The organism is Polynucleobacter sp. MWH-Creno-3A4 (genome assembly GCF_018881885.1).
In the GTDB taxonomy this organism is placed as follows: Bacteria; Pseudomonadota; Gammaproteobacteria; order Burkholderiales; family Burkholderiaceae; genus Polynucleobacter.
Genome location: NZ_JACXSA010000001.1, coordinates 736,882 through 760,252, shown reverse-complemented (window position 1 = coordinate 760,252; position 23,371 = coordinate 736,882). Strand labels below are relative to the sequence as shown.

Genomic DNA, 23,371 nt, shown 5'->3' with positions numbered 1-23,371 from the left:
AAAAGACCCTCTTCTGAATCAGTAGAACTCAGCATTCTAGCTTGGCCAGCCTTTTCCGTCAACCTCGAAGGAAAAAACTGGCCATTTCTGGCCAGAATTACCAAATTAGCTCGGATCCGCCTCCCCAGCAGGAGCGACGACTTCAGCCTCAATTTCTACAGGCATGCTAGCCATTGCTTCTTCTTCGGCAGCGATCATTTGAGCGCGATCACGTTCAAATTGCTCTCTGACCTTGCGTGCACGGCGGTAAGACAAGCCGGTACCAGCAGGGATCAAGCGACCAATAATGACGTTTTCCTTGAGGCCACGGAGTGTATCGGTCTTGCCCATAATTGCGGCTTCGGTCAATACACGGGTGGTTTCTTGGAAAGAAGCCGCTGAAATGAAGCTGTCAGTCGACAAGGATGCCTTAGTAATACCGAGCAACACGTTATCGAACTGAGCTGGGTGCTTACCTTGGGCAATCACGGCATCGTTTGCGTCATACAGCTTAGAACGCTCAACCTGCTCACCAGTAATGAAGGATGTATCGCCTGGATCAGTCACCTGAACACGACGCAACATCTGACGCACGATGACTTCAATGTGCTTGTCATTGATCTTCACACCTTGGAGACGATAAACGTCTTGAACTTCGTCAACGATGTAAATTGCTAACTCTTCGATGCCTTTGAGAGTCAAGATGTCATGTGGATCAGCAGGGCCTTCCACAATCATCTCACCCTTGTTCACAACTTGACCATCATGAACGAGAACTTGCTTCTCTTTAGGAATCAAGAATTCATTAGCTTCGCCATCCATATCGGTAATGACCAAACGTTGTTTACCTTTGGTTTCTTTACCAAAGGAAACTGTTCCAGTCACTTTTGCCAAGACAGCTGCGTCTTTAGGTGAACGAGCTTCGAACAATTCTGCAACGCGTGGCAAACCACCGGTAATGTCGCGAGTCTTCTGTGATTCGATTGGAATACGAGCCAATACTTCACCGACTTCAACTTTCTGACCATCTTTAACTGTAATCAAAGCACCTACTTGGAGGCCAATGTTTACCGGATGATCAGTACCAGCGATCATGACTTCGTTACCCTTGTCATCAACTAAGTTGATCATTGGGCGAACGCCTTTGCTTGCTGCAGAACGACGCTTACCGTCAATTACCACCAAGGTGGAAAGACCAGTCACTTCGTCAACCTGCTTAGCAACGGTCACGCCTTCCTCAACGTTGTCGAAGCGAGCAATACCAGCGTACTCAGAAATAATCGGACGGGTTAATGGATCCCAAGTCGCTAAACTTGCGCCAGCCTTAACCGCTGCATCTTCTTTCAACAAGAGCGTTGCACCGTAAGGTACTTTATGACGCTCGCGCTCACGACCATTCTCATCAACGATCAAGGCCTCACCAGAACGTGAAATCACGATCTGCTCACCCTTCGCGTTCTTCACAACACGCATCGTGCCGGAGAACTTCAAAGCACCGTTAGACTTAGCTTCGATATTGCTTGCAACCAAGGCTCGTGACGCTGCACCACCAATGTGGAAGGTGCGCATAGTCAACTGTGTGCCTGGCTCACCGATGGACTGAGCAGCGATAACACCAACTGCTTCACCAACGTTCACCAAACCACCGCGACCGAGATCACGTCCGTAGCACTTAGCGCACAAGCCAAAGCGAGTTAAGCATGACAATACTGTGCGAACTTTAACTTCATCGATACCCAATGCCACGATTTGATCAACATGATCTTCGTCGAGCAATGTGTCATTAGGAACGATGACTTCTTGTGTGTCAGGATGAACGATGTCACCGATACATACACGACCCAAAATACGATCGCGCAATGCTTCGATAATTTCGCCGCCTTCAACAAGCGCCTTCATCGTTACACCAGAAGTTGCGCCGCAATCTTCTTCAATCACCACGAGGTCTTGAGTTACGTCGCATAAACGACGTGTCAAGTAACCAGAGTTCGCTGTCTTCAACGCGGTATCAGCCAGACCTTTACGAGCACCGTGGGTTGAGATGAAGTACTGCAATACGTTCAAACCTTCACGGAAGTTCGCAGTAATTGGGGTTTCAATGATGGAGCCATCAGGCTTAGCCATCAAACCACGCATACCAGCCAACTGACGAATCTGCGCTGCAGATCCACGTGCGCCAGAATCCGCCATCATGTAGATGGAGTTAAAGGATTCTTGACGAACAGTCTTACCGTTACGGTCGAGCACGTCAACGTGTGACAACTCATCCATCATCGCCTTACCAACTTGGTCGCCTGCGGCACCCCAAATATCAACCACGTTGTTATAACGTTCTTGATTAGTTACGAGGCCTGACATGAACTGCTTGTCATACTCCTTAACTTTGGCAGAAGCCTCGGTGATGATGCGCTCTTTAGAGCTTGGGATCAACATATCATCAATCGCAACCGAGATACCAGCATTTGTTGCCAAACGGAAACCAGACTGCAAGAGGCGGTCAGCAAAAATCACTGTTTCGCGCAAACCGCACTTACGGAATGATGTGTTGATCAAACGTGAGATCTCTTTTTTCTTCAAAGGCTTGTTAATTTCCTCGAAAGACATGCCTTTTGGCAAAATCTCAGACAAGATGGCACGGCCAACTGATGTTTGATAGATCTTGGTCTTCTCAGCAAAACGCGCATCGCCTTCTGCTTTCTTATCCACGATCTCATACTCAGTAATACGCACTGCAACACGAGAAGCCAATTCAACTTGACCTGCTTCGTATGCGCGTACTACTTCAGTAATGTTGGCGAAAACCATGCCTTCGCCTTTACCGTTGATCTTGTCACGTGTAGCGTAGTACAGACCCAACACCACGTCCTGTGAAGGAACGATTGATGGCTCGCCGTTAGCTGGGAACAATACGTTGTTCGAAGCCAACATCAAAGTACGTGCTTCCATTTGCGCTTCGAGCGACAAAGGAACGTGAACCGCCATTTGGTCACCGTCAAAGTCAGCGTTAAATGCCGCGCAGACTAATGGGTGCAATTGGATCGCTTTACCTTCAATCAGCATTGGCTCGAAAGCCTGAATACCGAGACGGTGCAATGTAGGCGCACGGTTCAACATGATTGGATGTTCACGAATCACTTCTTCGAGAATGTCCCAAACGATTGGAGTCTGGCTTTCAACTTCTTTCTTCGCAGCCTTAATCGTGGTTGCAATTCCTAAAGTCTCAAGCTTGTTAAAAATGAATGGCTTGAACAATTCCAAAGCCATCAATTTTGGTAAGCCGCACTGATGTAATTTCAATGTAGGGCCAACCACGATGACTGAACGACCAGAGTAGTCAACCCGTTTACCCAACAAGTTTTGACGGAAACGACCGCTCTTACCTTTAATCATCTCAGCTAAGGACTTGAGAGGACGCTTATTAGCGCCAGTCATAGCCTTACCGCGACGACCGTTATCGAGCAATGAGTCAACCGCTTCTTGCAACATCCGTTTTTCGTTACGAACGATGATCTCTGGTGCGCGCAACTCCAACAAACGCTTCAAACGGTTGTTACGGTTGATTACACGACGATAGAGGTCGTTCAAATCGGAGGTAGCAAAGCGACCGCCATCCAATGGCACCAATGGGCGCAATTCAGGTGGCAATACTGGCAATACTTCCATGATCATCCAGTCAGGCTTAATACCTGAAGTCTGGAACGCCTCGAGCACTTTTAAGCGCTTGGCGTATTTCTTGATCTTGGCATCGCTACCAGTGGCTTTCAATTCAGCACGAATGGTCTCTACTTCACGATCGATATCAATCGAACGCAGGAGATCACGAATACCTTCCGCGCCCATGATGGCAGTAAATGCACCGTCACCATACTCTTCAGTCTTAGCAATGTATTCATCTTCAGACATGATCTGACCACGCTTCATCGCGCCTTCAGGAGTCATGCCAGGATCAACCACTACATATGCTTCAAAGTAAAGAACGCGCTCGATATCACGTAAGGTCATATCGAGAACCATGCCCAAACGGGATGGCAAGGACTTCAAGAACCAGATGTGCGCTACAGGGGCTGCCAACTCAATGTGGCCCATGCGCTCACGACGTACCTTAGCGAGGGTTACTTCAACGCCGCACTTCTCGCAGATGACGCCACGGAACTTTAAGCGTTTGTACTTGCCGCATAAGCACTCGTAGTCTTTGGTTGGTCCAAAAATCTTGGCGCAGAACAAACCATCACGCTCGGGCTTAAAAGTCCGATAGTTGATGGTTTCTGGTTTGCGTACTTCACCAAAAGACCATGAACGAATCTTCTCAGGAGATGCAAGGCCAATCTTGATGACATCAAACTGCTCATCACCCTGCGTTTGCTTAAATAAATCGAGCAATGCTTTCATATCAGTTGCGCTCCATGTCAATGTCAATACCCAACGAACGGATTTCTTTTACCAGCACGTTGAAGGATTCGGGCATGCCAGCATCAATCGTGTGCTCGCCCTTGACGATGTTTTCGTAAACCTTGGTACGGCCTGCGACGTCATCGGACTTCACTGTCAGCATTTCCTGCAAGACATATGAAGCGCCGTATGCTTCGAGGGCCCAAACTTCCATCTCACCAAAGCGCTGACCACCAAACTGGGCTTTACCGCCCAATGGCTGTTGCGTTACCAGAGAGTAAGGTCCAGTTGAACGAGCATGCATCTTGTCATCAACCAAGTGGTGGAGTTTCAAGACATGCATTACACCGACAGTCACTGGACGCTCAAACTGATCGCCAGTGCGGCCATCGCACAGAATCATTTGCTGACGTGATGGTGTCATCTTCAAAGATGTCGCAACATCTTGTGGATAAGCCAACTCGAGCATGCGTCCGATTTCTGCTTCTGTAGCACCGTCAAACACTGGAGTAGCAAATGGCAAACCTTGGCGGAGATTTTCAGCCAAAACAGTAATTTGCTCATCAGTGAAGTTGTCGATATCTTCAATGCGGCCGGTTTCGTTGTAAAGCTGTTTCAAGAACTTACGCAGTTCAGCTTGCTTAGCTTGTTCACGAACCATCTCGTCGATACGCTTACCAATACCTTGGGCAGCCCAACCTAAGTGGGTTTCCAGAATCTGGCCAACGTTCATACGGGAAGGAACACCCAATGGGTTCAAGACGATATCTACTGGACGTCCGTCAGCCATAAATGGCATATCTTCGGCAGGAGCGATTTTAGAAACCACGCCCTTATTACCGTGACGACCAGCCATCTTGTCACCAGGCTGCAAGCGACGCTTCACTGCCAAGTACACCTTAACCATCTTGGTTACGCCAGGCTGTAAATCATCGCCCTGGGTAAGTTTGGTGCGCTTCTCTTCAAAAGCTTCGTCAAACTGCTTACGTTTCGCTTCAATAGAAGATTTAATTGCTTCTACTTGTGAGGCAACTTCATCATCTGCCGGACGAACATCGAACCAATGGTATTTATCCAAATCAGCAAGATATTCCTTGTCGATCTTTGTGCCTTTAGCTAATTTCTTAGGGCCGCCGTTAGCAACCTTGCCAATCAACAGCTTTTCTAAACGCATGAAGGCATCGCCCTCAACAATACGCAACTGGTCGTTTAAGTCCAAACGATAGCGTTGTAATTCTTCTTGAATAATGGACTGTGCACGTGCATCGCGCTCAATACCTTCACGTGTGAAGACTTGAACATCGATCACAGTACCGATCATTCCTGATGGAACGCGCAAAGATGTATCTTTAACGTCAGATGCTTTTTCACCGAAGATCGCACGGAGGAGCTTCTCTTCAGGCGTGAGAGTGGTCTCACCCTTTGGAGTTACTTTACCAACCAATACATCACCAGCTTCAACTTCAGCACCGATGTAAACGATACCGCTCTCATCCAAACGGGAGAGTTGTGATTCTGCCAAGTTGGAGATATCGCGAGTAATTTCTTCTGAACCCAACTTGGTATCACGCGCAACAACCGACAGCTCTTCAATATGAATAGAGGTGTAACGGTCATCAGCAACAACTTTTTCAGATATCAAGATTGAATCTTCGAAGTTGTAACCGTTCCATGGCATAAATGCCACAGTCATGTTTTGACCCAAAGCCAATTCACCCAAATCAGTTGATGCGCCGTCAGCAACTACGTCGCCGCGTGCAACACGATCACCAACCTTCACGATTGGACGTTGATTGATATTGGTGTTTTGGTTTGAACGGGTGTACTTGATGAGGTTGTAAATATCTACACCAACTTCACCAGCTGCAGTTTCATCATCGTTTACACGAATCACAACACGGTTTGCATCAACGTAGTCCACGATACCGCCGCGGTTTGCTAATACAACAGTGCCAGAGTCAACGGCAACAATACGCTCTAAACCTGTACCTACTAATGGCTTATCTGGACGCAGACAAGGAACTGCTTGACGCTGCATATTCGCACCCATCAACGCACGGTTTGCATCATCGTGCTCTAAGAATGGGACAAGAGAGGCAGCGGCAGAAACGATCTGGCTAGGAGCAACGTCGATGAAATCAATGCGCTCTGGGCTAACCATCATGGTTTCACCAGCTTGACGAGCAGAAACCAATTCGTCAGCCAACTTACCGTTTTTGTCGATCGTTGCATTCGCCTGAGCAATGACATACTTAGCTTCTTCAATCGCAGAGAGGTAAACCACTTCATCGCTTACCTTGCTATTGGAAACTTTACGGTATGGAGTCTCTAAGAAACCATGCTCATTCAAACGTGCAAATAGCGCGAGTGAGTTGATCAAACCAATATTTGGTCCTTCTGGAGTTTCGATTGGGCAAACACGTCCGTAGTGGGTTGGATGCACGTCGCGCACTTCGAAGCCTGCGCGCTCGCGGGTCAAACCACCAGGCCCCAATGCAGAAATACGACGCTTGTGCGTGATTTCTGAAAGTGGGTTGGTTTGGTCCATAAACTGGGACAGCTGTGAAGAACCGAAGAACTCACGAATCGCAGATGAGATTGGCTTGCTGTTAATCAAGTCATGCGGCATGAGGTTTTCTGTTTCGGCTTGGCCGAGACGTTCTTTAACCGCACGCTCAACACGTGACAAACCAGCACGGAATTGGTTTTCAGCCAATTCGCCAACGCAACGTACACGACGATTACCTAAGTGATCGATATCGTCCACTTCGCCTTTACCGTTACGCAAATCTACGAGGGACTTAATGGTGTCAAGAATATCTTCGTTTGACAGAACCATTGGGCCTTCCATTTCTGGACGGTTCAAACGGCTGTTAACCTTCATACGGCCAACACGAGATAGATCGTATGTATCTTCGCTGTAGAACAAGCGCTGGAACAAGGCTTCAACAGCATCTTCTGTTGGAGGCTCACCAGGACGCATCATGCGGTAGATGGCGATACGTGCTGCTGTTTGATCAGCAGTTTCATCAGTACGCAATGTCTGTGAAATATACGCACCAGAATCCAAATCATTGGTGTAGATAGTTTCCAATTGCTTGATGCCTGCATCACGCAATGTAGCCAACAACTCTTCAGTGATTTCATCATTAGCGTAAGCCAAGATTTCACCAGAATCTGGATCAACAATATTGCGCGCAACGACACGACCAACTAAATAATCGTCTGGTACAGCGATTGTTTTTGTTTTAGCAGCCTCGAGTTCACGAATATGCTTTGCATTAATACGCTTATCTTTTTGAATGACGACTACGCCATTCTTATCCAGCACATCAAAGTTGGCCAACTGGCCACGCAAACGCTCAGGAACAAATTCCATTGATGCGCCATTAGCGGTCAATGAGAAATGATCGAAGTTGAAGAAGTTTGCAAGAATCTGTTCGTTGTTTAAACCAATTGCCTTGAGCAAAATAGTGACAGGCATCTTACGACGACGGTCAACGCGGAAATAGAGAATATCTTTTGGATCAAACTCGAAATCGAGCCATGAACCACGGTAAGGAATGATGCGTGCTGAGAATAGCAACTTACCGGAACTATGTGTCTTGCCCTTGTCATGTTCAAAGAACACGCCTGGGGAACGGTGCAACTGAGAAACGATCACGCGCTCAGTACCGTTGATCACAAAAGAGCCGTTTTCTGTCATGAGTGGAATTTCACCCATGTAGACTTCGCTCTCTTTTACCTCTTTAACCTTAGTCGGCGCTTCGCGATCATAAATAATCAAGCGAACTTTAGCGCGTAAGGCTGAGTGATATGTGTAACCACGTTGTTGACATTCTTTGACGTCAAACGGTGGTTGTGACAACTGGTAGGACACGTATTCCATACGCGCATAGCCGTTGTTAGACACAATTGGGAATGCTGATGTAAAGGCAGCTTGAAGTCCCTCAGTAAGACGAGACATTGCCGGCTTATCAGCCTGTAAAAATTTAGCGTAGGATTCCAGCTGCGTTGCGATCAGGTACGGAACCTGGTGGTTATTTACTCGCTTAGCAAAGCTTTTACGGACTCGCTTGCGTTCGGTGAAGCTATAGTTCATTTCATCTCCGAATTCAGCGACTGTACAAAGATTTGGCGATTGGCCACTACCAATCACTGGCGGACAACACTAAATCGCATGGATCTAGTGCCCGACCAAACTTGCATTCTGCAGTCGTATCAGAAGGCAAACCCGATTTCAATCAGAAATGAAATCGGGTTTGACCACTAATGGTCAAACCCAACATAGCTAACGCTCCTTTTTGAGAAGCGCTAGCGGAGTTTGTATTACTTGAGTTCTGCTTTAGCGCCAGCTTCTTCAAGCTTCTTCTTAGCTTCTTCAGCAGTTTTCTTGTCAACGCCTTCTTTGATTGGCTTCGGTGCACCGTCAACCAAGTCCTTAGCTTCTTTCAAGCCAAGACCAGTAATTTCGCGAACTGCCTTAATTACTGAAACCTTGTTTGCGCCAGCTTCAAGCAAGTTCACAGTGAATTCTGTTTGCTCTTCTGCAGCAGCACCGCCACCGCCTGCACCGGCAGGACCAGCAACAGCCATCGCTGCGGCTGATACGCCAAACTTCTCTTCGAACGCTTTAACCAAGTCGTTCAAATCCATAACGGACATGCTACCTACTGCTTCAATGATTTCTTCTTTAGTAATCGCCATTTTTAGCTCCTAATACTTAAATAGTTAATCTGTCGCTTATTCAGCGGCAGGGGTTTCTTTTGCTTCTGTTCCAGTTTCTGGGGCTGCGGCTGCAGGCTCAGCGGCTGCTTCTGGAGCAGCGGCTTCAGCAACGACTTCTGCTGGGGCTGCTGCTTCTACTGCAGGTGCTGCTACCGGAGCAGGTGCTCCAGCTGCCTTTTGTGCTGCTACTGCGCCCAATACGCGAGCCATCGCAGAAACAGGTGCCAACATCACACCTAACAACTGAGATAACAACTCGTCGCGGCTTGGAATTGTTGCGAGGGCTTTTACGCCTGCAACGTCTAACAACTTGCCGTTATATAAGCCAGCTTTAATGACTAGCAAATCTTGAGTCTTAGCAAAGCCCTGCAATACTTTTGCCGAAGCAATCGGATCAGCAGAGATGCCGTAAATCAAGGGGCCAACCATCGAATCAGCAAGAGGTTCAAACTGTGTGCCTTGTGCAGCACGGCGTGCCAATGTGTTCTTCAAAACGCGAAGATAGACACCTTGGTCACGTGCGCTAGCACGTAGCTTTGTCAACTGCTCTACTGGAATACCACGGTATTCAGCGAGCACGACAGTTTGAGCTCCAGCCAATTGAGCGCCGACATCAGCAACAATCGCTTTTTTGTCTTGTACATTCAAAGGCACGGTTTAACTCCATAAAAACCAACTGTTTCCAGTTGGGGTTACACACCAGCGTCTGATCATTTGTTCACAAAGATTCTTGTGAAAATCTTTTCAGGGTCGCCATCTGCGCTGGCTATTACTTTCGTAACGATTAAGAATTAACTCTGTATAAGCAACTAATTCACCAACGGTCTTTGATGTTCGACTCTCACTCAAAGAGCAGGAGTCGACCCAAAGTTCTTTTTTGTTACAAGCTACTTATTGAGCTGCCTGTAACGATGCTTGGTCAACGCGCACGCCTGCACCCATGGTGCTGCTTACGGCAACCTTCTTTAAATAAATACCCTTAGATGCAGGAGGTTTTGCTTTATTCAAAGCCTCAAGCAATGCGAGCAAGTTAGATTTCAATGCAGCTGGCTCGAATGAACGACGGCCAATGCTTGCGTGCACGATACCGGCTTTGTCCACACGGAACTGCACTTGACCAGCTTTTGCGTTCTTCACTGCAGTAGCAACGTCAGGTGTAACTGTTCCAACCTTTGGATTTGGCATCAAACCACGTGGGCCCAATACTTGACCTAAGGTACCAACAATTTTCATTGTGTCTGGTGATGCGATCAAAATATCGAAATCAATTTTGCCGCCTTTAATTTGTTCAGCAAGATCTTCCATGCCAACGATTTCTGCGCCAGCAGCTTTGGCTTGTTCAGCCTTCTCGCCTTGGGCAAAAACAGCCACACGAACATGCTTACCTGTACCAGCTGGGAGCACTACTGCGCCACGCACAACTTGGTCAGATTTCTTAGCATCAATACCCAATTGAACAGCAACGTCGATAGACTCATCAAACTTTGCAGTTGCACACTCTTTAACGAGGTTCAATGCATCTTCTAATGGGTAGAACTTGTTGCGATCAACTTTAGATTGAATTGCTTTAACGCGTTTAGATAACTTAGTCATGATTAGAGACCTTCCACAGTGATGCCCATGGAACGGGCGCTACCAGCGATTGTTCTAACAGCTGCGTCCATATCGGCTGCTGTCAAATCTGGCATTTTTGCTTTAGCGATTTCTTCTGCTTGAGCACGAGTAATTTTTCCTACCTTATCGGTATGAGGACGTGGTGATCCTTTTTCGATCTTCGCAGCCTTCTTAATCATGATGGTTGCTGGGGGAGTCTTCATGATGAATGTGAAGCTCTTATCAGCGAACGCTGTAATCACGACTGGAATTGGCAGGCCAGGTTCCATGCTCTGAGTTTGAGCATTAAACGCCTTACAGAATTCCATAATGTTCAGACCGCGTTGACCCAATGCTGGACCTACGGGTGGTGATGGATTTGCTTTACCTGCAGGGATCTGCAGCTTAATAAAGCCAATAATCTTCTTTGCCATGTGTGCTCCTTAAAGCGCGCCTTACCTCATTAGGAAAGACCGCCGTTGAGTAAACGCTTCGCTAGTTTTTGGCTTTCTAGCTCCGCTCCTCGGTTAATTACAAAAACTAAATAACCACTTAATACAAACTACCGCACTGCAAAACCGGACTAAGTCCTTGTTTTTACATCTTTTCTACTTGGCCGAACTCCAGCTCAACTGGGGTACCGCGGCCAAATATTGTAACAGAAACGCGTAATCTTGACTTCTCATAATTCACTTCTTCAACGTTTCCATTGAAATCAGTAAACGGACCTTCTTTAACGCGAACCATCTCACCCACCTCAAACAGGGTCTTAGGCTTCGGTTTATCAACCCCAGCCTGCATTTGATCCATGATTTTGGTGACTTCAGCAGTAGAAATCGGGCTTGGGCGGTTACGTACACCACCTACGAAACCGGTTACTTTTGGCGTGTTTTTCACTAAATGCCAGCTTTCATCGGTCATTTCCATCTCAATCAGGACATATCCTGGGAAGAAACGGCGCTCAGTCACTGATTTTGTACCGGATTTGATCTCCACAACCTCTTCGGAAGGGACCAAAATACGGCCAAATTTCTCAGGCATGCCAGAACGTGCAATACGCTCTTCAAGACCTTTTTTGACGCTCTTTTCCATGCCGGAGTAAGCGTGAATAACGTACCAGCGCATATTGCCGGTAGCTTGTGGATTTGCGGCTACTTCAGAATCAATCATTTTTTACTCACTTCCAGCCTAAGAAGACTGAAAAAACTAGCCATTCAATCAATTTGTCTGCAATCCATAAAAACAGGGACATGATCAGGACAAAGCCAAATACGACTAGAGTCATTTGGGTGGTCTCTTTACGAGTCGGCCAAACAACCTTTTTTACTTCGTACCAAGAATCTTTTGCGTAGGCGATAAAACGACGCCCATCCGGTGAAATCGCCACAATCAAAACTGCAGCTGCAATGCCACCAAACAAAACGCCCAGGCGCACTAATAAAGATTGATCGATGAGCGTGTAGTAAAGCACTAACGCAGCAACGACAATTAAAGCAGCGAGTCCGGAGACCCAACTGCTCTTTTCTTCAGAGTGACCTACAGTTTGTTGAGACATATCACTTTCAGTTCAAATCGTGGCAGGGGCGGAGGGCATCGAACCCCCAACCTTTGGTTTTGGAGACCAACGCTCTGCCAATTGAGCTACACCCCTTTATAAAAACGTATTACTTACTACTTAAGCCAAAATCTTTGCAACCACGCCGGCGCCAACAGTACGGCCACCTTCACGGATCGCAAAACGTAAACCTTCTTCCATCGCGATTGGCGCGATGAGTTTGACGGTAATGGTGACGTTATCACCAGGCATCACCATCTCTTTGTCTTTTGGCAACTCGATTGAACCAGTTACGTCCGTTGTACGGAAGTAGAACTGGGGACGATAGTTGTTAAAGAACGGAGTATGACGACCACCTTCGTCTTTACCCAAGATATAAACCTCGGCTGTAAAGTGAGTATGTGGAGTGATTGAACCTGGCTTAGCCAATACTTGGCCACGCTCAACTTCTTCACGTTTTGTACCGCGCAATAAGATACCAACGTTATCGCCTGCTTGACCTTGGTCGAGCAATTTGCGGAACATTTCAACACCAGTACAAGTAGTCTTGAGTGTTGGCTTGATACCGATGATTTCGATCTCTTCGCCTACTTTAACGATACCGCGCTCAATACGACCAGTCACTACAGTACCGCGACCGGAGATAGAGAACACGTCTTCTACTGGCATCAAGAACGCGCCATCAATAGCACGCTCTGGAGTTGGGATGTAAGAGTCCAATGCTTCAGCCAACTTCATGATGGCTTCTTTACCCAATGGACCTTCGTCGCCTTCAAGGGCTAACTTAGCAGAACCTTGCACGATTGGTGTGTCATCGCCTGGGAAGTCGTATTTAGACAGAAGTTCACGAACTTCCATTTCTACGAGTTCTAACAACTCAGCATCATCCACCATATCGCACTTGTTCAAAAATACGATGATGTAAGGAACACCAACTTGGCGTGCCAAGAGGATGTGCTCACGCGTTTGTGGCATTGGGCCGTCAGCAGCAGAGCAAACTAAAATTGCACCGTCCATCTGCGCAGCACCAGTAATCATGTTCTTAACGTAGTCAGCATGTCCTGGGCAATCTACGTGAGCGTAGTGACGATTCGCTGTCTCATACTCAACGTGCGCTGTATTAATCGTAATACCGCGGGCTTTTTCTTCTGGAGCAGCATCGATCTGATCGTATGCTTTAGCTTCGCCACCAAATGCTTTTGAGAGCACGGTTGCGATTGCTGCTGTCAAAGTCGTTTTACCGTGGTCAACGTGACCGATGGTGCCTACGTTTACGTGCGGTTTTGTCCGCTCGAACTTTTCTTTTGCCATTTTTGTCTGCCTTTAGTTAACTCTTAAACCAAAACTCGAAATACACAATTAATCAAACTTGAACCTGGTGCCCATGGGCAGGATCGAACTGCCGACCTCTCCCTTACCAAGGGAGTGCTCTACCACTGAGCCACATGGGCCAATCTTTTTGCTACAAATTCTGGAGCGGGATAAGAGAATCGAACTCTTGACCGAAGATTGGAAATCTGCTGTTTTACCATTAAACTAATCCCGCACATCTGGTGGAGGGGGTAGGATTCGAACCTACGTAGGCATAGCCAACAGATTTACAGTCTGCCTCCTTTAGCCGCTCGGACACCCCTCCGCGAACCCAATATTCTGACTCCAAACGGAGTTTCTGTCAATCTCTCAAAACGCTTTGCACAAGTAAAAACGCCCAGACCTAAAAGGGTCTGGGCGTCGCATTGGTGCCCGGCAGTTACCTACTTTCACACGGGTAATCCGCACTATCATCGGCGTAGAATCGTTTCACTGTCCTGTTCGGGATGGGAAGGAGTGGTTCCAATTCGCTATGGTCACCGGGCGTAGAGGGTTGAGTTGCTGATAAATCAACAACTCCATTTGAGTAAGCATGTAATAAGGATGCAGATTAAATCTGGCAAACATCCAACACAATAGTGCTGGTTATAGGATCAAGCCTAACGGGCAATTAGTATCGGTTAGCTTAATGCATTACTGCACTTCCACACCCGACCTATCAACGTTGTGGTCTTCAACGACCCTTTATGTAGGTTAAACCTACGGGAGATCTCATCTTCAGGCAAGTTTCCCGCTTAGATGCTTTCAGCGGTTATCTCTTCCATTCATAGCTACCCTGCGATGCTTCTGGCGAAACAACAGGTACACCAGCGGAATGTCCACTCCGGTCCTCTCGTACTAGGAGCAGCCCCCGTCAAATCTCCAACGCCCATGGCAGATAGGGACCAAACTGTCTCACGACGTTTTAAACCCAGCTCACGTACCTCTTTAAATGGCGAACAGCCATACCCTTGGGACCGGCTACAGCCCCAGGATGAGATGAGCCGACATCGAGGTGCCAAACACCGCCGTCGATATGAACTCTTGGGCGGTATCAGCCTGTTATCCCCAGAGTACCTTTTATCCGTTGAGCGATGGCCCTTCCATACAGAACCACCGGATCACTATGACCTGCTTTCGCACCTGCTCGACTTGTCGGTCTCGCAGTTAAGCACGCTTTTGCCATTGCACTTTAGGTACGATGTCCGACCGTACCAAGCGTACCTTCGTACTCCTCCGTTACACTTTGGGAGGAGACCGCCCCAGTCAAACTGCCTACCATGCACTGTTCCCGACCCGGATAACGGGCCAAGGTTAGAACCTCAAATAAATCAGGGTGGTATTTCAAGGTTGGCTCCAACAGAACTAGCATCCTGTTATCAACGCCTCCCACCTATCCTACACAGACCGATTCAAAGTCCAATGCAAAGCTACAGTAAAGGTTCATGGGGTCTTTCCGTCTAGCCACGGGTAGATTGCATCATCACAAACATTTCAACTTCGCTGAGTCTCAGGAGGAGACAGTGTGGCCATCGTTACGCCATTCGTGCAGGTCGGAACTTACCCGACAAGGAATTTCGCTACCTTAGGACCGTTATAGTTACGGCCGCCGTTTACTGGGACTTCAATCAAGAGCTTGCACCCCATCATTTAATCTTCCAGCACCGGGCAGGCGTCACACCCTATACGTCCACTTTCGTGTTTGCAGAGTGCTGTGTTTTTATTAAACAGTCGCAGCCACCTTTTTATTGCAACCCTTTCGTCCTTCCGTTGTTCACGGTCAAACTACAAGGGCGCACCTTATCCCGAAGTTACGGTGCAAATTTGCCGAGTTCCTTCTCCTGAGTTCTCTCAAGCGCCTTAGAATACTCATCTCGCCCACCTGTGTCGGTTTGCGGTACGGTCTTGTTAGACTGAAGCTTAGAGGCTTTTCTTGGAACCACTTCCAATTGCTTCGCGAATAAATTCGCTCGTCTCACGCCCTTGAATTACGCTACCGGATTTACCTAATAGCCATCTCCAACGCAAGAACCGGGACTTCCAACACCCGGACAACTTTCCGCGATCCGTCCCCCCATCGCATCTAACAATGGTCAAGGAATATTAACCTTGTTCCCATCAGCTACGCATCTCTGCCTCGCCTTAGGGGCCGACTCACCCTGTTCCGATGAACGTTGAACAGGAAACCTTGGGCTTACGGCGAGGGGGCTTTTCACCCCCTTTATCGCTACTCATGTCAGCATTCGCACTTCTGATACCTCCAGCATCCTTTACAAGACACCTTCACAGGCTTACAGAACGCTCTCCTACCATCACATTACTGTGATCCGCAGCTTCGGTTATATGCTTAGCCCCGTTACATCTTCCGCGCAGGACGACTCGATCAGTGAGCTATTACGCTTTCTTTAAAGGATGGCTGCTTCTAAGCCAACCTCCTGACTGTTTTAGCCTTCCCACTTCGTTTCCCACTTAGCATATATTAGGGACCTTAGCTGGCGGTCTGGGTTGTTTCCCTCTTGACACCGGACGTTAGCACCCGATGTCTGTCTCCCGTGCTTGCACTTGTAGGTATTCGGAGTTTGCTATGGCGCAGTAATCCGCAATGGACCCCACTACCATGACAGTGCTCTACCCCCTACAGTGATACACGAGGCACTACCTAAATAGTTTTCGGAGAGAACCAGCTATTTCCAGTTTTGTTTAGCCTTTCACCCCTATCCACAGCTCATCCCCTAACTTTTCAACGTTAGTGGGTTCGGTCCTCCAGTACGTGTTACCGCACCTTCAACCTGGCCATGGATAGATCAACTGGTTTCGGGTCTACACCCAGCAACTAGCGCCCTATTCGGACTCGCTTTCGCTACGCCTTCCCTATTCGGTTAAGCTTGCTACTGAATGTAAGTCGCTGACCCATTATACAAAAGGTACGCAGTCACCCCTTACGAGGCTCCTACTGTTTGTATGCACACAATTTCAGGATCTATTTCACTCCCCTCCCGGGGTTCTTTTCGCCTTTCCCTCACGGTACTTGTTCACTATCGGTCGATTACGAGTATTTAGCCTTGGAGGATGGTCCCCCCATATTCAGACAGGATTTCTCGTGTCCCGCCCTACTTGTCTCTAGCCTAGTACCACTCAATAATTTTCACATACGGGACTATCACCCTTTATTGTTGGACTTTCCATTCCATTCTGTTAATTACTGAGCTATCACTAGAAGGCTCTTCCCATTTCGCTCGCCACTACTTTGGGAATCTCGGTTGATGTCTTTTCCTCTTGCTACTTAGATGTTTCAGTTCACAAGGTTCGCTTCTCATACCCTATGTATTCAGGTATGGATACCACAAAAGTGGTGGGTTTCCCCATTCAGAAATCCCCGGATCAAAGCTTATTTACCAGCTCCCCGGGGCTTATCGCAGGTTATAACGTCTTTCGTCGCCTGTAATCGCCAAGGCATCCATCATGTGCACTTATTCACTTGATCCTATAACGAGCACCATTGCTAGTACCTGTTACAGGTTTTACTTCTACTTCTGACATGTTTGCCGTAATCCAAACTGTAAGTACTTGTTAAGAACTTTGTAAAACTCGTTTGATATTACTGATTGATGATTCAATCTTTACCCTTATTACATTGTCAAATGTCCTCTCAAAGAAACATTTGACACTTTGCTTACTCAAATTTTTAAAGAACAGCCATAAATGGCAAAACTAAACAATCGTTAAATCGCTTAGTTTTGACATTTAGATGTTGGTGGAGGATGACGGGATCGAACCGACGACCCCCTGCTTGCAAAGCAGGTGCTCTCCCAGCTGAGCTAATCCCCCAACGTCCACTAAGTCCATATCACTGCTGATTGGTGGGTCTGGTAGGACTTGAACCTACGACCCCTGCGTTATCAACACAGTGCTCTAACCAGCTGAGCTACAGACCCGTGGCTTTTATTGTCAACCGATAAGTGTGGGCACTATAGCTCCAGCATCTTTTCTCTAGAAAGGAGGTGATCCAGCCGCACCTTCCGATACGGCTACCTTGTTACGACTTTACCCCAGTCATGAACCCTGCCGTGGCAGTCGCCCTCCTTGCGGTTAGGCTAACGGCTTCTGGCAAAACCCACTCCCATGGTATGACGGGCGGTGTGTACAAGACCCGGGAACGTATTCACCGCGACATTCTGATCCGCGATTACTAGCGATTCCAGCTTCACGTAGTCGAGTTGCAGACTACGATCCGGACTACGATGCATTTTCTGAGATTAGCTCCCCCTCGCGGGTTGGCAACCCTCTGTATGCACCATTGTATGACGTGTGAAGCCCTACCCATAAGGGCCATGAGGACTTGACGTCATCCCCACCTTCCTCCGGTTTGTCACCGGCAGTCTCTTTAGAGTGCTCTTGCGTAGCAACTAAAGACAAGGGTTGCGCTCGTTGCGGGACTTAACCCAACATCTCACGACACGAGCTGACGACAGCCATGCAGCACCTGTGTTCACTTTCTCTTACGAGCACCTAATGTATCTCTACTTCGTTAGTGACATGTCAAGGGTAGGTAAGGTTTTTCGCGTTGCATCGAATTAATCCACATCATCCACCGCTTGTGCGGGTCCCCGTCAATTCCTTTGAGTTTTAATCTTGCGACCGTACTCCCCAGGCGGCTGACTTCACGCGTTAGCTACGTTACTCAGGATGTAAATCCCGAACAACTAGTCAGCATCGTTTAGGGCGTGGACTACCAGGGTATCTAATCCTGTTTGCTCCCCACGCTTTCGTGCATGAGCGTCAGTGTTATCCCAGGGGGCTGCCTTCGCCATTGGTATTCCTCCACATATCTACGCATTTCACTGCTACACGTGGAATTCTACCCCCCTCTGACACACTCTAGCTATACAGTCACAGGCGCCATTCCCAGGTTAAGCCCGGGGATTTCACGCCTGTCTTGTATAACCGCCTGCGCACGCTTTACGCCCAGTAATTCCGATTAACGCTCGCACCCTACGTATTACCGCGGCTGCTGGCACGTAGTTAGCCGGTGCTTATTCTTCAGGTACCGTCATTCCCGGACTGTGTTAGAGCCGGTGTTTCTTCCCTGACAAAAGAGCTTTACAACCCGAAGGCCTTCTTCACTCACGCGGCATTGCTGGATCAGGGTTGCCCCCATTGTCCAAAATTCCCCACTGCTGCCTCCCGTAGGAGTCTGGGCCGTGTCTCAGTCCCAGTGTGGCTGATCGTCCTCTCAGACCAGCTACTGATCGTCGCCTTGGTGGGCTTTTACCCCACCAACAAGCTAATCAGGCATCGGCCGCTCTAATCGCGCGAGGTCTTTCGATCCCCCGCTTTCCCCCTCAGGGCGTATGCGGTATTAGCACAGCTTTCGCTGCGTTATCCCCCACGATAAGGTACGTTCCGATGTATTACTCACCCGTTCGCCACTCGCCACCAGGTGCAAGCACCCGTGCTGCCGTTCGACTTGCATGTGTAAGGCATGCCGCCAGCGTTCAATCTGAGCCAGGATCAAACTCTTCAGTTCAATTCCTGTGATCCTTGCGGATCGTCGCACTCATTCAAGAAATTGACTTGGTAATAAAACCAAATCTTTTTACTGTCTATGAGTACTATTTGTTTACATCTGTCCCGAAGGACTGGATGCTTTCGCCTAGTACCCACAATTATCGGTTGACTAATTTTTAAAGAGGGCTGAATCGTTTTTCAAAAACATTCAGCGAAGAAGCGAGACTATGACATACCCGAATAGGGTTGTCAACACCTTTCGCACTCTTTTTCCTAAAAAAGCGGAAGTTTTTTCTGACATTGAAAATAAATGCAATGAAATCAATGGGATAAATTTTAAAAAAATTTGGCTCTTTTTAAAAAAATTTGAGTTTTTGGAAGATTTTTTGCGAGGGAGAAAAACCCAAAACCGCATTTTCGATGCTGTATTTGCATATAAGCCACACCCTAGGGAAAACCCTGAAATTTTTCATTAATTCTGCTAAAATGTTGCTATGCACACTAAATTAGCGAGCAAGCACTTACCCCTTAAGCCCTATTTGGCTGGGCAAGCTGTTCCTGTGCGTGAACTCCATGCAGGACATAGGGAAGAAATTCTGCAGCACTTTCTACAGCTTGACGACGAAGATCGTCGCTTACGCTTCGGCACCCAAACACCAGATGAAGTGATTCGCAGCTATGTAGCGGGTCTAAATTTCAACAAAGATGCTATTTTTGGCATCTTTGATTTGAATTTAAAGCTCATTGGTATGGCGCACCTGGCGTATCTGCCTCAGGTTAAAGGCAAAACCCGATCTGCGGAATTTGGTGTCTCTGTTTTGCCAGAAGGGCGAGCACAAGGCCTTGGCACTGCACTCCTACAACGCTCAGCGGTTCATTCACGCAATACGCGCGTTGAAATCCTTTATGTTCATTGCCTGTCAAACAACAAAGCAATGATGCATTTGGCACAAAAAGCTGGAATGGCCGTTGAATATGCTTACGGCGATGCAGATGCCTATCTAAAATTGCCTCCAGCAAGCCCTGCAACCATTGTTCAAGAAGCTGCAAATGAACAGTGGGCAGACCTAGATTACGCATGGAAAGCAAACCTCAAGCGCTCAAATCAAGCCTGGTGGTGGTTCTTGGGTCGACCAGGGCTTGCACCCTAGTTACTTTTAGTTACTAGCTGGAGCGCCCCGCAGTATCCAGCCCGTCAATAGCGATAGATCAGCATCACTTAATTTCGCATTCGCGGGCATGGGCACCACACCCCACGAACCAGCACCGCCCTTAGCAATTTTATTTTTCAAAAATGCTTGTGCATTCGAATGACTTTGATATTTTTGTGCGACTGATTCAAAGCTAGGCCCAACAATTTTTTTGTTGACTGCATGACAGCCTAAGCAGGCATTTTGTTTGGCAACAGCATATGCTTTTTGATCTTCATTGCTTGCGTATGCTTTTTGCAAAAACAGCACGAATGCAGCGCATGAAAGCAGCATACGAATACATTTACTCCACGTGTACATCAATTCTTTTCAGAAAAAAATTATTGGTATTTAGGCGGGTTATCAGGTTGTGATTGATCTGCCTTGCCTTGTTTTTCTAGACGGACTTTTTCAGCTTCTGAAATGATGTCAAAGTAGACGTAAACATCTTTTACACCGCTCGCATTACTGGCAACTTTCTTTGCTAAGTCCGCCTCACTCTGAGTCAAGATACCCAACAAATAAACACTACTACCCTCAGCAACAATGTCCATTGAATTTGATGGTAATTTTTCTGTGAAGATCATTTGTGTCTTGATCTTGGACTCCAAGTAAGAGTCGTTAGCGCGTGCTGAGTAGCTGCTATTAGGGCCAACGACTAATTCGTTATAGACAGAGCGCACATTCTTCATTGCCTTCACATAAGCGCCGGCCTCATTCTTGATGTCAGCATCTTTCGCTTCACCAGTAAGCAATACTTTTTGATTAAATGAGGCAACATTGATATGGGCGTTATCTCCAAAACGTTTACTTAAAGCACTGTTCGCCTCCAACTCAATACCTTTATCAATTGCTTGCACGCCCGGACTGCGACGATCAGCCATCACCGCTGCACCTGCTGCAACACCTCCAACCGCGATTACACCGCAGGCAGACAATTGGGCTGCAATAGTCATTACAAAAAATAATTTGAGAAAGGAGCGTGTGTGCATTTGTAGATTTTCTGAAATGAATTGAAAAAATATTTAGTCGTATAAGACGTGATCAACGCCATCGCACAGACCATGCAATAAAACCAAATGGGTTTCTTGAATGCGTGCAGTGCGTGTAGATGGAACGCACAAATGAACATCATCTTGATCTAAGAGCGTGGCAATTTTTCCGCCGCCGTTGCCAGTAAATGCAATGATCTTGATGCCAATTTTCTTGGCTGCCTCGATTGCCTTAACTACATTCTTAGAATTTCCTGAGGTTGAAATTCCTAAAAGAATGTCGCCTTTTTTTCCAAGTCCGCGTACTTGCTTACTAAAAATGTCGTCGTAGCTGTAATCATTTCCAACTGCCGTCAAAATCGATGAGTCTGTTGTCAGCGCAATTGCCGCTAACTCTTCACGCTCTCGCTCGAATCGACCAATCAGCTCAGCAGCAAAATGCTGGGCATCTGCAGCAGACCCACCATTGCCGCACGCCATCACTTTACCGCCAGAACGCAAGCATTCCGCAATTGCTAAAACTCCGCGAGCAACTGATTCTGGGAGAACCTTCTCCGCCTCTTGCTTAACAGCGATGCTGTCTAAAAAATGCTGAGATGCGCGCTGCCGTAAACGCTCAATAGTGTCTTTATCCATAGCAATATTATGCGCCAAAGTAGTTGTAATTTCTAAAGCAACGTATCCTCTTACTTATGATGAATCTTACGCAGAAGATAGCCCCATGGAAATAGGCTCATTTGATTTTTTGAAACAGCAAGATTTGCCTGCTGGAGCCCTATACATGGTCGCAACACCCATTGGTAACTTGGGTGATATCACCTTGCGCGCATTACATGTATTGAATGCGGTTGACGGTATTGCCTGTGAAGACACTAGGCACAGTGCGGCACTGTTACAGCAATTCGGCATTCATAAAAAATGCTTGGCCTTACATGAGCACAACGAAGTAGGGGGCGCCCAAACCGTCATTCAGTCTCTGAATAAGGGTCAACGCTGGGCCTATATTTCAGATGCAGGCACTCCAGGCGTATCTGATCCTGGCGCACGTCTAGTACACGAAGTTCAAAAGGCAGGTTTTCGGGTAATCCCTGTTCCGGGCGCAAGCGCAGTCTCTTGTGCGATCTCTGCATCAGGCTCGGTCATGCTGAACTCAGAAGGGCGCTTTCAATTTTTAGGTTTTTGGCCGAACAAAACTAAAGAGCGAGATGCTTGGCTGCAGGATATCTCTACAAGCAAAAAAACCAGTATCTTTTTTGAATCACCGCATCACATTCGCGAAACACTATTAATACTTGCAAATGCACTCGAGGCCGATCGCCAGGTGTTTATTTGTCGTGAATTAACCAAAAAATTTGAACAGCTTGCTGCGCTTCAGGCGGGTGAAATTGCCACATGGTTAGAAAACGCAGAAAGCCTCAAGGGAGAGTTTGTCATTCTTGTTGCGGCTCGCCAAGCCAGCCCTGATGAGCCTCTAGAGCAAGCGTCACTAATGTTGTGGGCAAATGCTTTGAGTCCCCACTTAGGTAGCAAAGAAATTGCAGCCGTACTATCTCAAGTCTTAGGTCTTAGCAAAAAAGAGGCTTATCAAATTGCTTTGGATGCGAAAGAAGCTAAAGATTAGGAATAAAAAAGCTGGCATATAGCCAGCTTTTTTTGAACACTAAAAGTGTTTATTTGGCATCCGGAGCTTTAGGATCTGCTGGAGCGCTCGCATCTTGCACATTTAACTGCGCAACTGGCTTAATCAATTCATCTGCAGAAGCTGTTGAATCGCCACGTTTACCGTTGTTCACAAACACCATTAACAACAAAATAATGATCAGGGGCACAAAAAAGCTGGCAAACACCATGATGATTAGTTGTTTTGGGGACTTAATTAGATTTCCGTGCTCATTGCTCATAGGAATTTATCTTTTGACGGGTTTTAGGGTTGTTTTGACCAGATTATAACTAGAGAGTAGGGGTTTAGGCACTTACAATAGAGGGGTAAGCAGTTTTCGCGAGCGCCCGTAGCTCAGTGGATAGAGTATTGGCCTCCGAAGCCAAGGGTCGCAGGTTCGATTCCTGCCGGGCGCACCAAAACAATA

Annotated in this window: 15 protein-coding genes, 7 tRNA genes, 3 rRNA genes and 1 pseudogene; 4 read left to right on the top strand and 22 right to left on the bottom strand. The window is 47.3% G+C overall.

Annotated elements, in window-relative coordinates:
* Window positions 1–105: 105 nt before the first annotated feature.
* The 18 genes and pseudogenes from rpoC to IEN92_RS03705 form a co-directional block, all read right to left on the bottom strand.
* Window positions 106–4,368 (bottom strand): DNA-directed RNA polymerase subunit beta', encoded by a 4,263-nt coding sequence (rpoC, locus tag IEN92_RS03790; protein ID WP_216160723.1) that lies wholly within the window; start codon window positions 4,366–4,368, stop codon window positions 106–108.
* 1 nt (window position 4,369) lies between these two features.
* Window positions 4,370–8,470: a DNA-directed RNA polymerase subunit beta gene (rpoB, locus tag IEN92_RS03785; protein ID WP_216160720.1), complete on the bottom strand. Its 4,101-nt coding sequence runs from the start codon at window positions 8,468–8,470 to the stop codon at window positions 4,370–4,372.
* A gap of 227 nt (window positions 8,471–8,697) precedes the next feature.
* Window positions 8,698–9,075, bottom strand: coding sequence for a 50S ribosomal protein L7/L12 (rplL, locus tag IEN92_RS03780; protein WP_068947688.1), 378 nt, complete (start codon window positions 9,073–9,075; stop codon window positions 8,698–8,700).
* A gap of 159 nt (window positions 9,076–9,234) precedes the next feature.
* Window positions 9,235–9,750 (bottom strand): annotated as a pseudogene (rplJ, locus tag IEN92_RS03775) (50S ribosomal protein L10); the annotation flags it as partial.
* Window positions 9,751–9,987: 237 nt separating this feature from the next.
* Window positions 9,988–10,689 carry a 50S ribosomal protein L1 gene (gene rplA, locus IEN92_RS03770; RefSeq protein ID WP_215374652.1) on the bottom strand — a complete coding sequence of 234 codons (702 nt, stop codon included), beginning with the start codon at window positions 10,687–10,689 and terminating at the stop codon, window positions 9,988–9,990.
* A 2-nt stretch (window positions 10,690–10,691) separates the two neighbouring features.
* The gene (gene rplK, locus IEN92_RS03765) at window positions 10,692–11,123 is read right to left on the bottom strand and encodes a 50S ribosomal protein L11 (RefSeq protein WP_011901890.1); all 432 of its coding nucleotides are present in this window, start codon (window positions 11,121–11,123) and stop codon (window positions 10,692–10,694) included.
* A 163-nt stretch (window positions 11,124–11,286) separates the two neighbouring features.
* Complete coding sequence (nusG, locus tag IEN92_RS03760; RefSeq protein ID WP_087908791.1) at window positions 11,287–11,859, bottom strand: transcription termination/antitermination protein NusG; 573 nt, start codon at window positions 11,857–11,859, stop codon at window positions 11,287–11,289.
* Window positions 11,860–11,866: 7 nt separating this feature from the next.
* Window positions 11,867–12,244, bottom strand: a complete 378-nt coding sequence (secE, locus tag IEN92_RS03755) for a preprotein translocase subunit SecE (protein ID WP_215374649.1) — start codon at window positions 12,242–12,244, stop codon at window positions 11,867–11,869.
* Window positions 12,245–12,264: 20 nt separating this feature from the next.
* Window positions 12,265–12,340 (bottom strand) — tRNA-Trp (locus IEN92_RS03750).
* Between the two features lie 24 nt (window positions 12,341–12,364).
* Window positions 12,365–13,555, bottom strand: coding sequence for an elongation factor Tu (tuf, locus tag IEN92_RS03745; protein ID WP_215374647.1), 1,191 nt, complete (start codon window positions 13,553–13,555; stop codon window positions 12,365–12,367).
* A gap of 65 nt (window positions 13,556–13,620) precedes the next feature.
* Window positions 13,621–13,695 (bottom strand) — tRNA-Thr (locus IEN92_RS03740).
* Between the two features lie 21 nt (window positions 13,696–13,716).
* Window positions 13,717–13,790 (bottom strand) — tRNA-Gly (locus tag IEN92_RS03735).
* A 5-nt stretch (window positions 13,791–13,795) separates the two neighbouring features.
* Window positions 13,796–13,880 (bottom strand) — tRNA-Tyr (locus tag IEN92_RS03730).
* Between the two features lie 105 nt (window positions 13,881–13,985).
* Window positions 13,986–14,099: ribosomal RNA gene (gene rrf, locus IEN92_RS03725) — 5S ribosomal RNA — on the bottom strand.
* Window positions 14,100–14,204: 105 nt separating this feature from the next.
* A 23S ribosomal RNA gene (locus IEN92_RS03720) occupies window positions 14,205–17,078 on the bottom strand.
* Between the two features lie 268 nt (window positions 17,079–17,346).
* A tRNA-Ala gene (locus tag IEN92_RS03715) sits at window positions 17,347–17,422 on the bottom strand.
* Window positions 17,423–17,452: 30 nt separating this feature from the next.
* A tRNA-Ile gene (locus tag IEN92_RS03710) sits at window positions 17,453–17,529 on the bottom strand.
* 59 nt (window positions 17,530–17,588) lie between these two features.
* A 16S ribosomal RNA gene (locus IEN92_RS03705) occupies window positions 17,589–19,121 on the bottom strand.
* The 16S, 23S and 5S rRNA genes sit together here with 5 tRNA genes alongside, the layout of an rRNA operon.
* Window positions 19,122–19,329: 208 nt before the next feature.
* On the opposite strand from IEN92_RS03705, the gene IEN92_RS03700 reads away from it, so the two are divergent.
* Together IEN92_RS03700 and IEN92_RS03695 are read left to right on the top strand one after the other, a co-directional pair.
* Window positions 19,330–19,578, top strand: a complete 249-nt coding sequence (locus IEN92_RS03700; protein ID WP_216160715.1) for a hypothetical protein — start codon at window positions 19,330–19,332, stop codon at window positions 19,576–19,578.
* Between the two features lie 18 nt (window positions 19,579–19,596).
* Entirely contained in the window at window positions 19,597–20,253 is a 657-nt protein-coding gene (locus tag IEN92_RS03695) for a GNAT family N-acetyltransferase (RefSeq protein ID WP_216160712.1), read from the top strand.
* Window positions 20,254–20,259: 6 nt separating this feature from the next.
* Here IEN92_RS03695 and IEN92_RS03690 read toward each other — a convergent pair whose 3' ends face one another.
* From IEN92_RS03690 to IEN92_RS03680, 3 genes are read right to left on the bottom strand one after another with little or no spacing between them, the layout of a single operon-like run.
* Window positions 20,260–20,586 (bottom strand): c-type cytochrome, encoded by a 327-nt coding sequence (locus tag IEN92_RS03690; protein WP_215374639.1) that lies wholly within the window; start codon window positions 20,584–20,586, stop codon window positions 20,260–20,262.
* A 47-nt stretch (window positions 20,587–20,633) separates the two neighbouring features.
* Window positions 20,634–21,284 (bottom strand): BON domain-containing protein, encoded by a 651-nt coding sequence (locus IEN92_RS03685; RefSeq protein ID WP_216160706.1) that lies wholly within the window; start codon window positions 21,282–21,284, stop codon window positions 20,634–20,636.
* A 33-nt stretch (window positions 21,285–21,317) separates the two neighbouring features.
* Window positions 21,318–21,920: a phosphoheptose isomerase gene (locus IEN92_RS03680; RefSeq protein ID WP_215374634.1), complete on the bottom strand. Its 603-nt coding sequence runs from the start codon at window positions 21,918–21,920 to the stop codon at window positions 21,318–21,320.
* An 85-nt stretch (window positions 21,921–22,005) separates the two neighbouring features.
* On the opposite strand from IEN92_RS03680, the gene rsmI reads away from it, so the two are divergent.
* Window positions 22,006–22,905 (top strand): 16S rRNA (cytidine(1402)-2'-O)-methyltransferase, encoded by a 900-nt coding sequence (rsmI, locus tag IEN92_RS03675; RefSeq protein ID WP_216160703.1) that lies wholly within the window; start codon window positions 22,006–22,008, stop codon window positions 22,903–22,905.
* Between the two features lie 49 nt (window positions 22,906–22,954).
* Here rsmI and IEN92_RS03670 read toward each other — a convergent pair whose 3' ends face one another.
* Window positions 22,955–23,185, bottom strand: a complete 231-nt coding sequence (locus tag IEN92_RS03670) for a hypothetical protein (protein WP_251366755.1) — start codon at window positions 23,183–23,185, stop codon at window positions 22,955–22,957.
* A 102-nt stretch (window positions 23,186–23,287) separates the two neighbouring features.
* Between IEN92_RS03670 and IEN92_RS03665 the strand changes: the two genes are divergently transcribed.
* Window positions 23,288–23,363 (top strand) — tRNA-Arg (locus tag IEN92_RS03665).
* The last annotated feature ends 8 nt before the right edge of the window (window positions 23,364–23,371 follow it).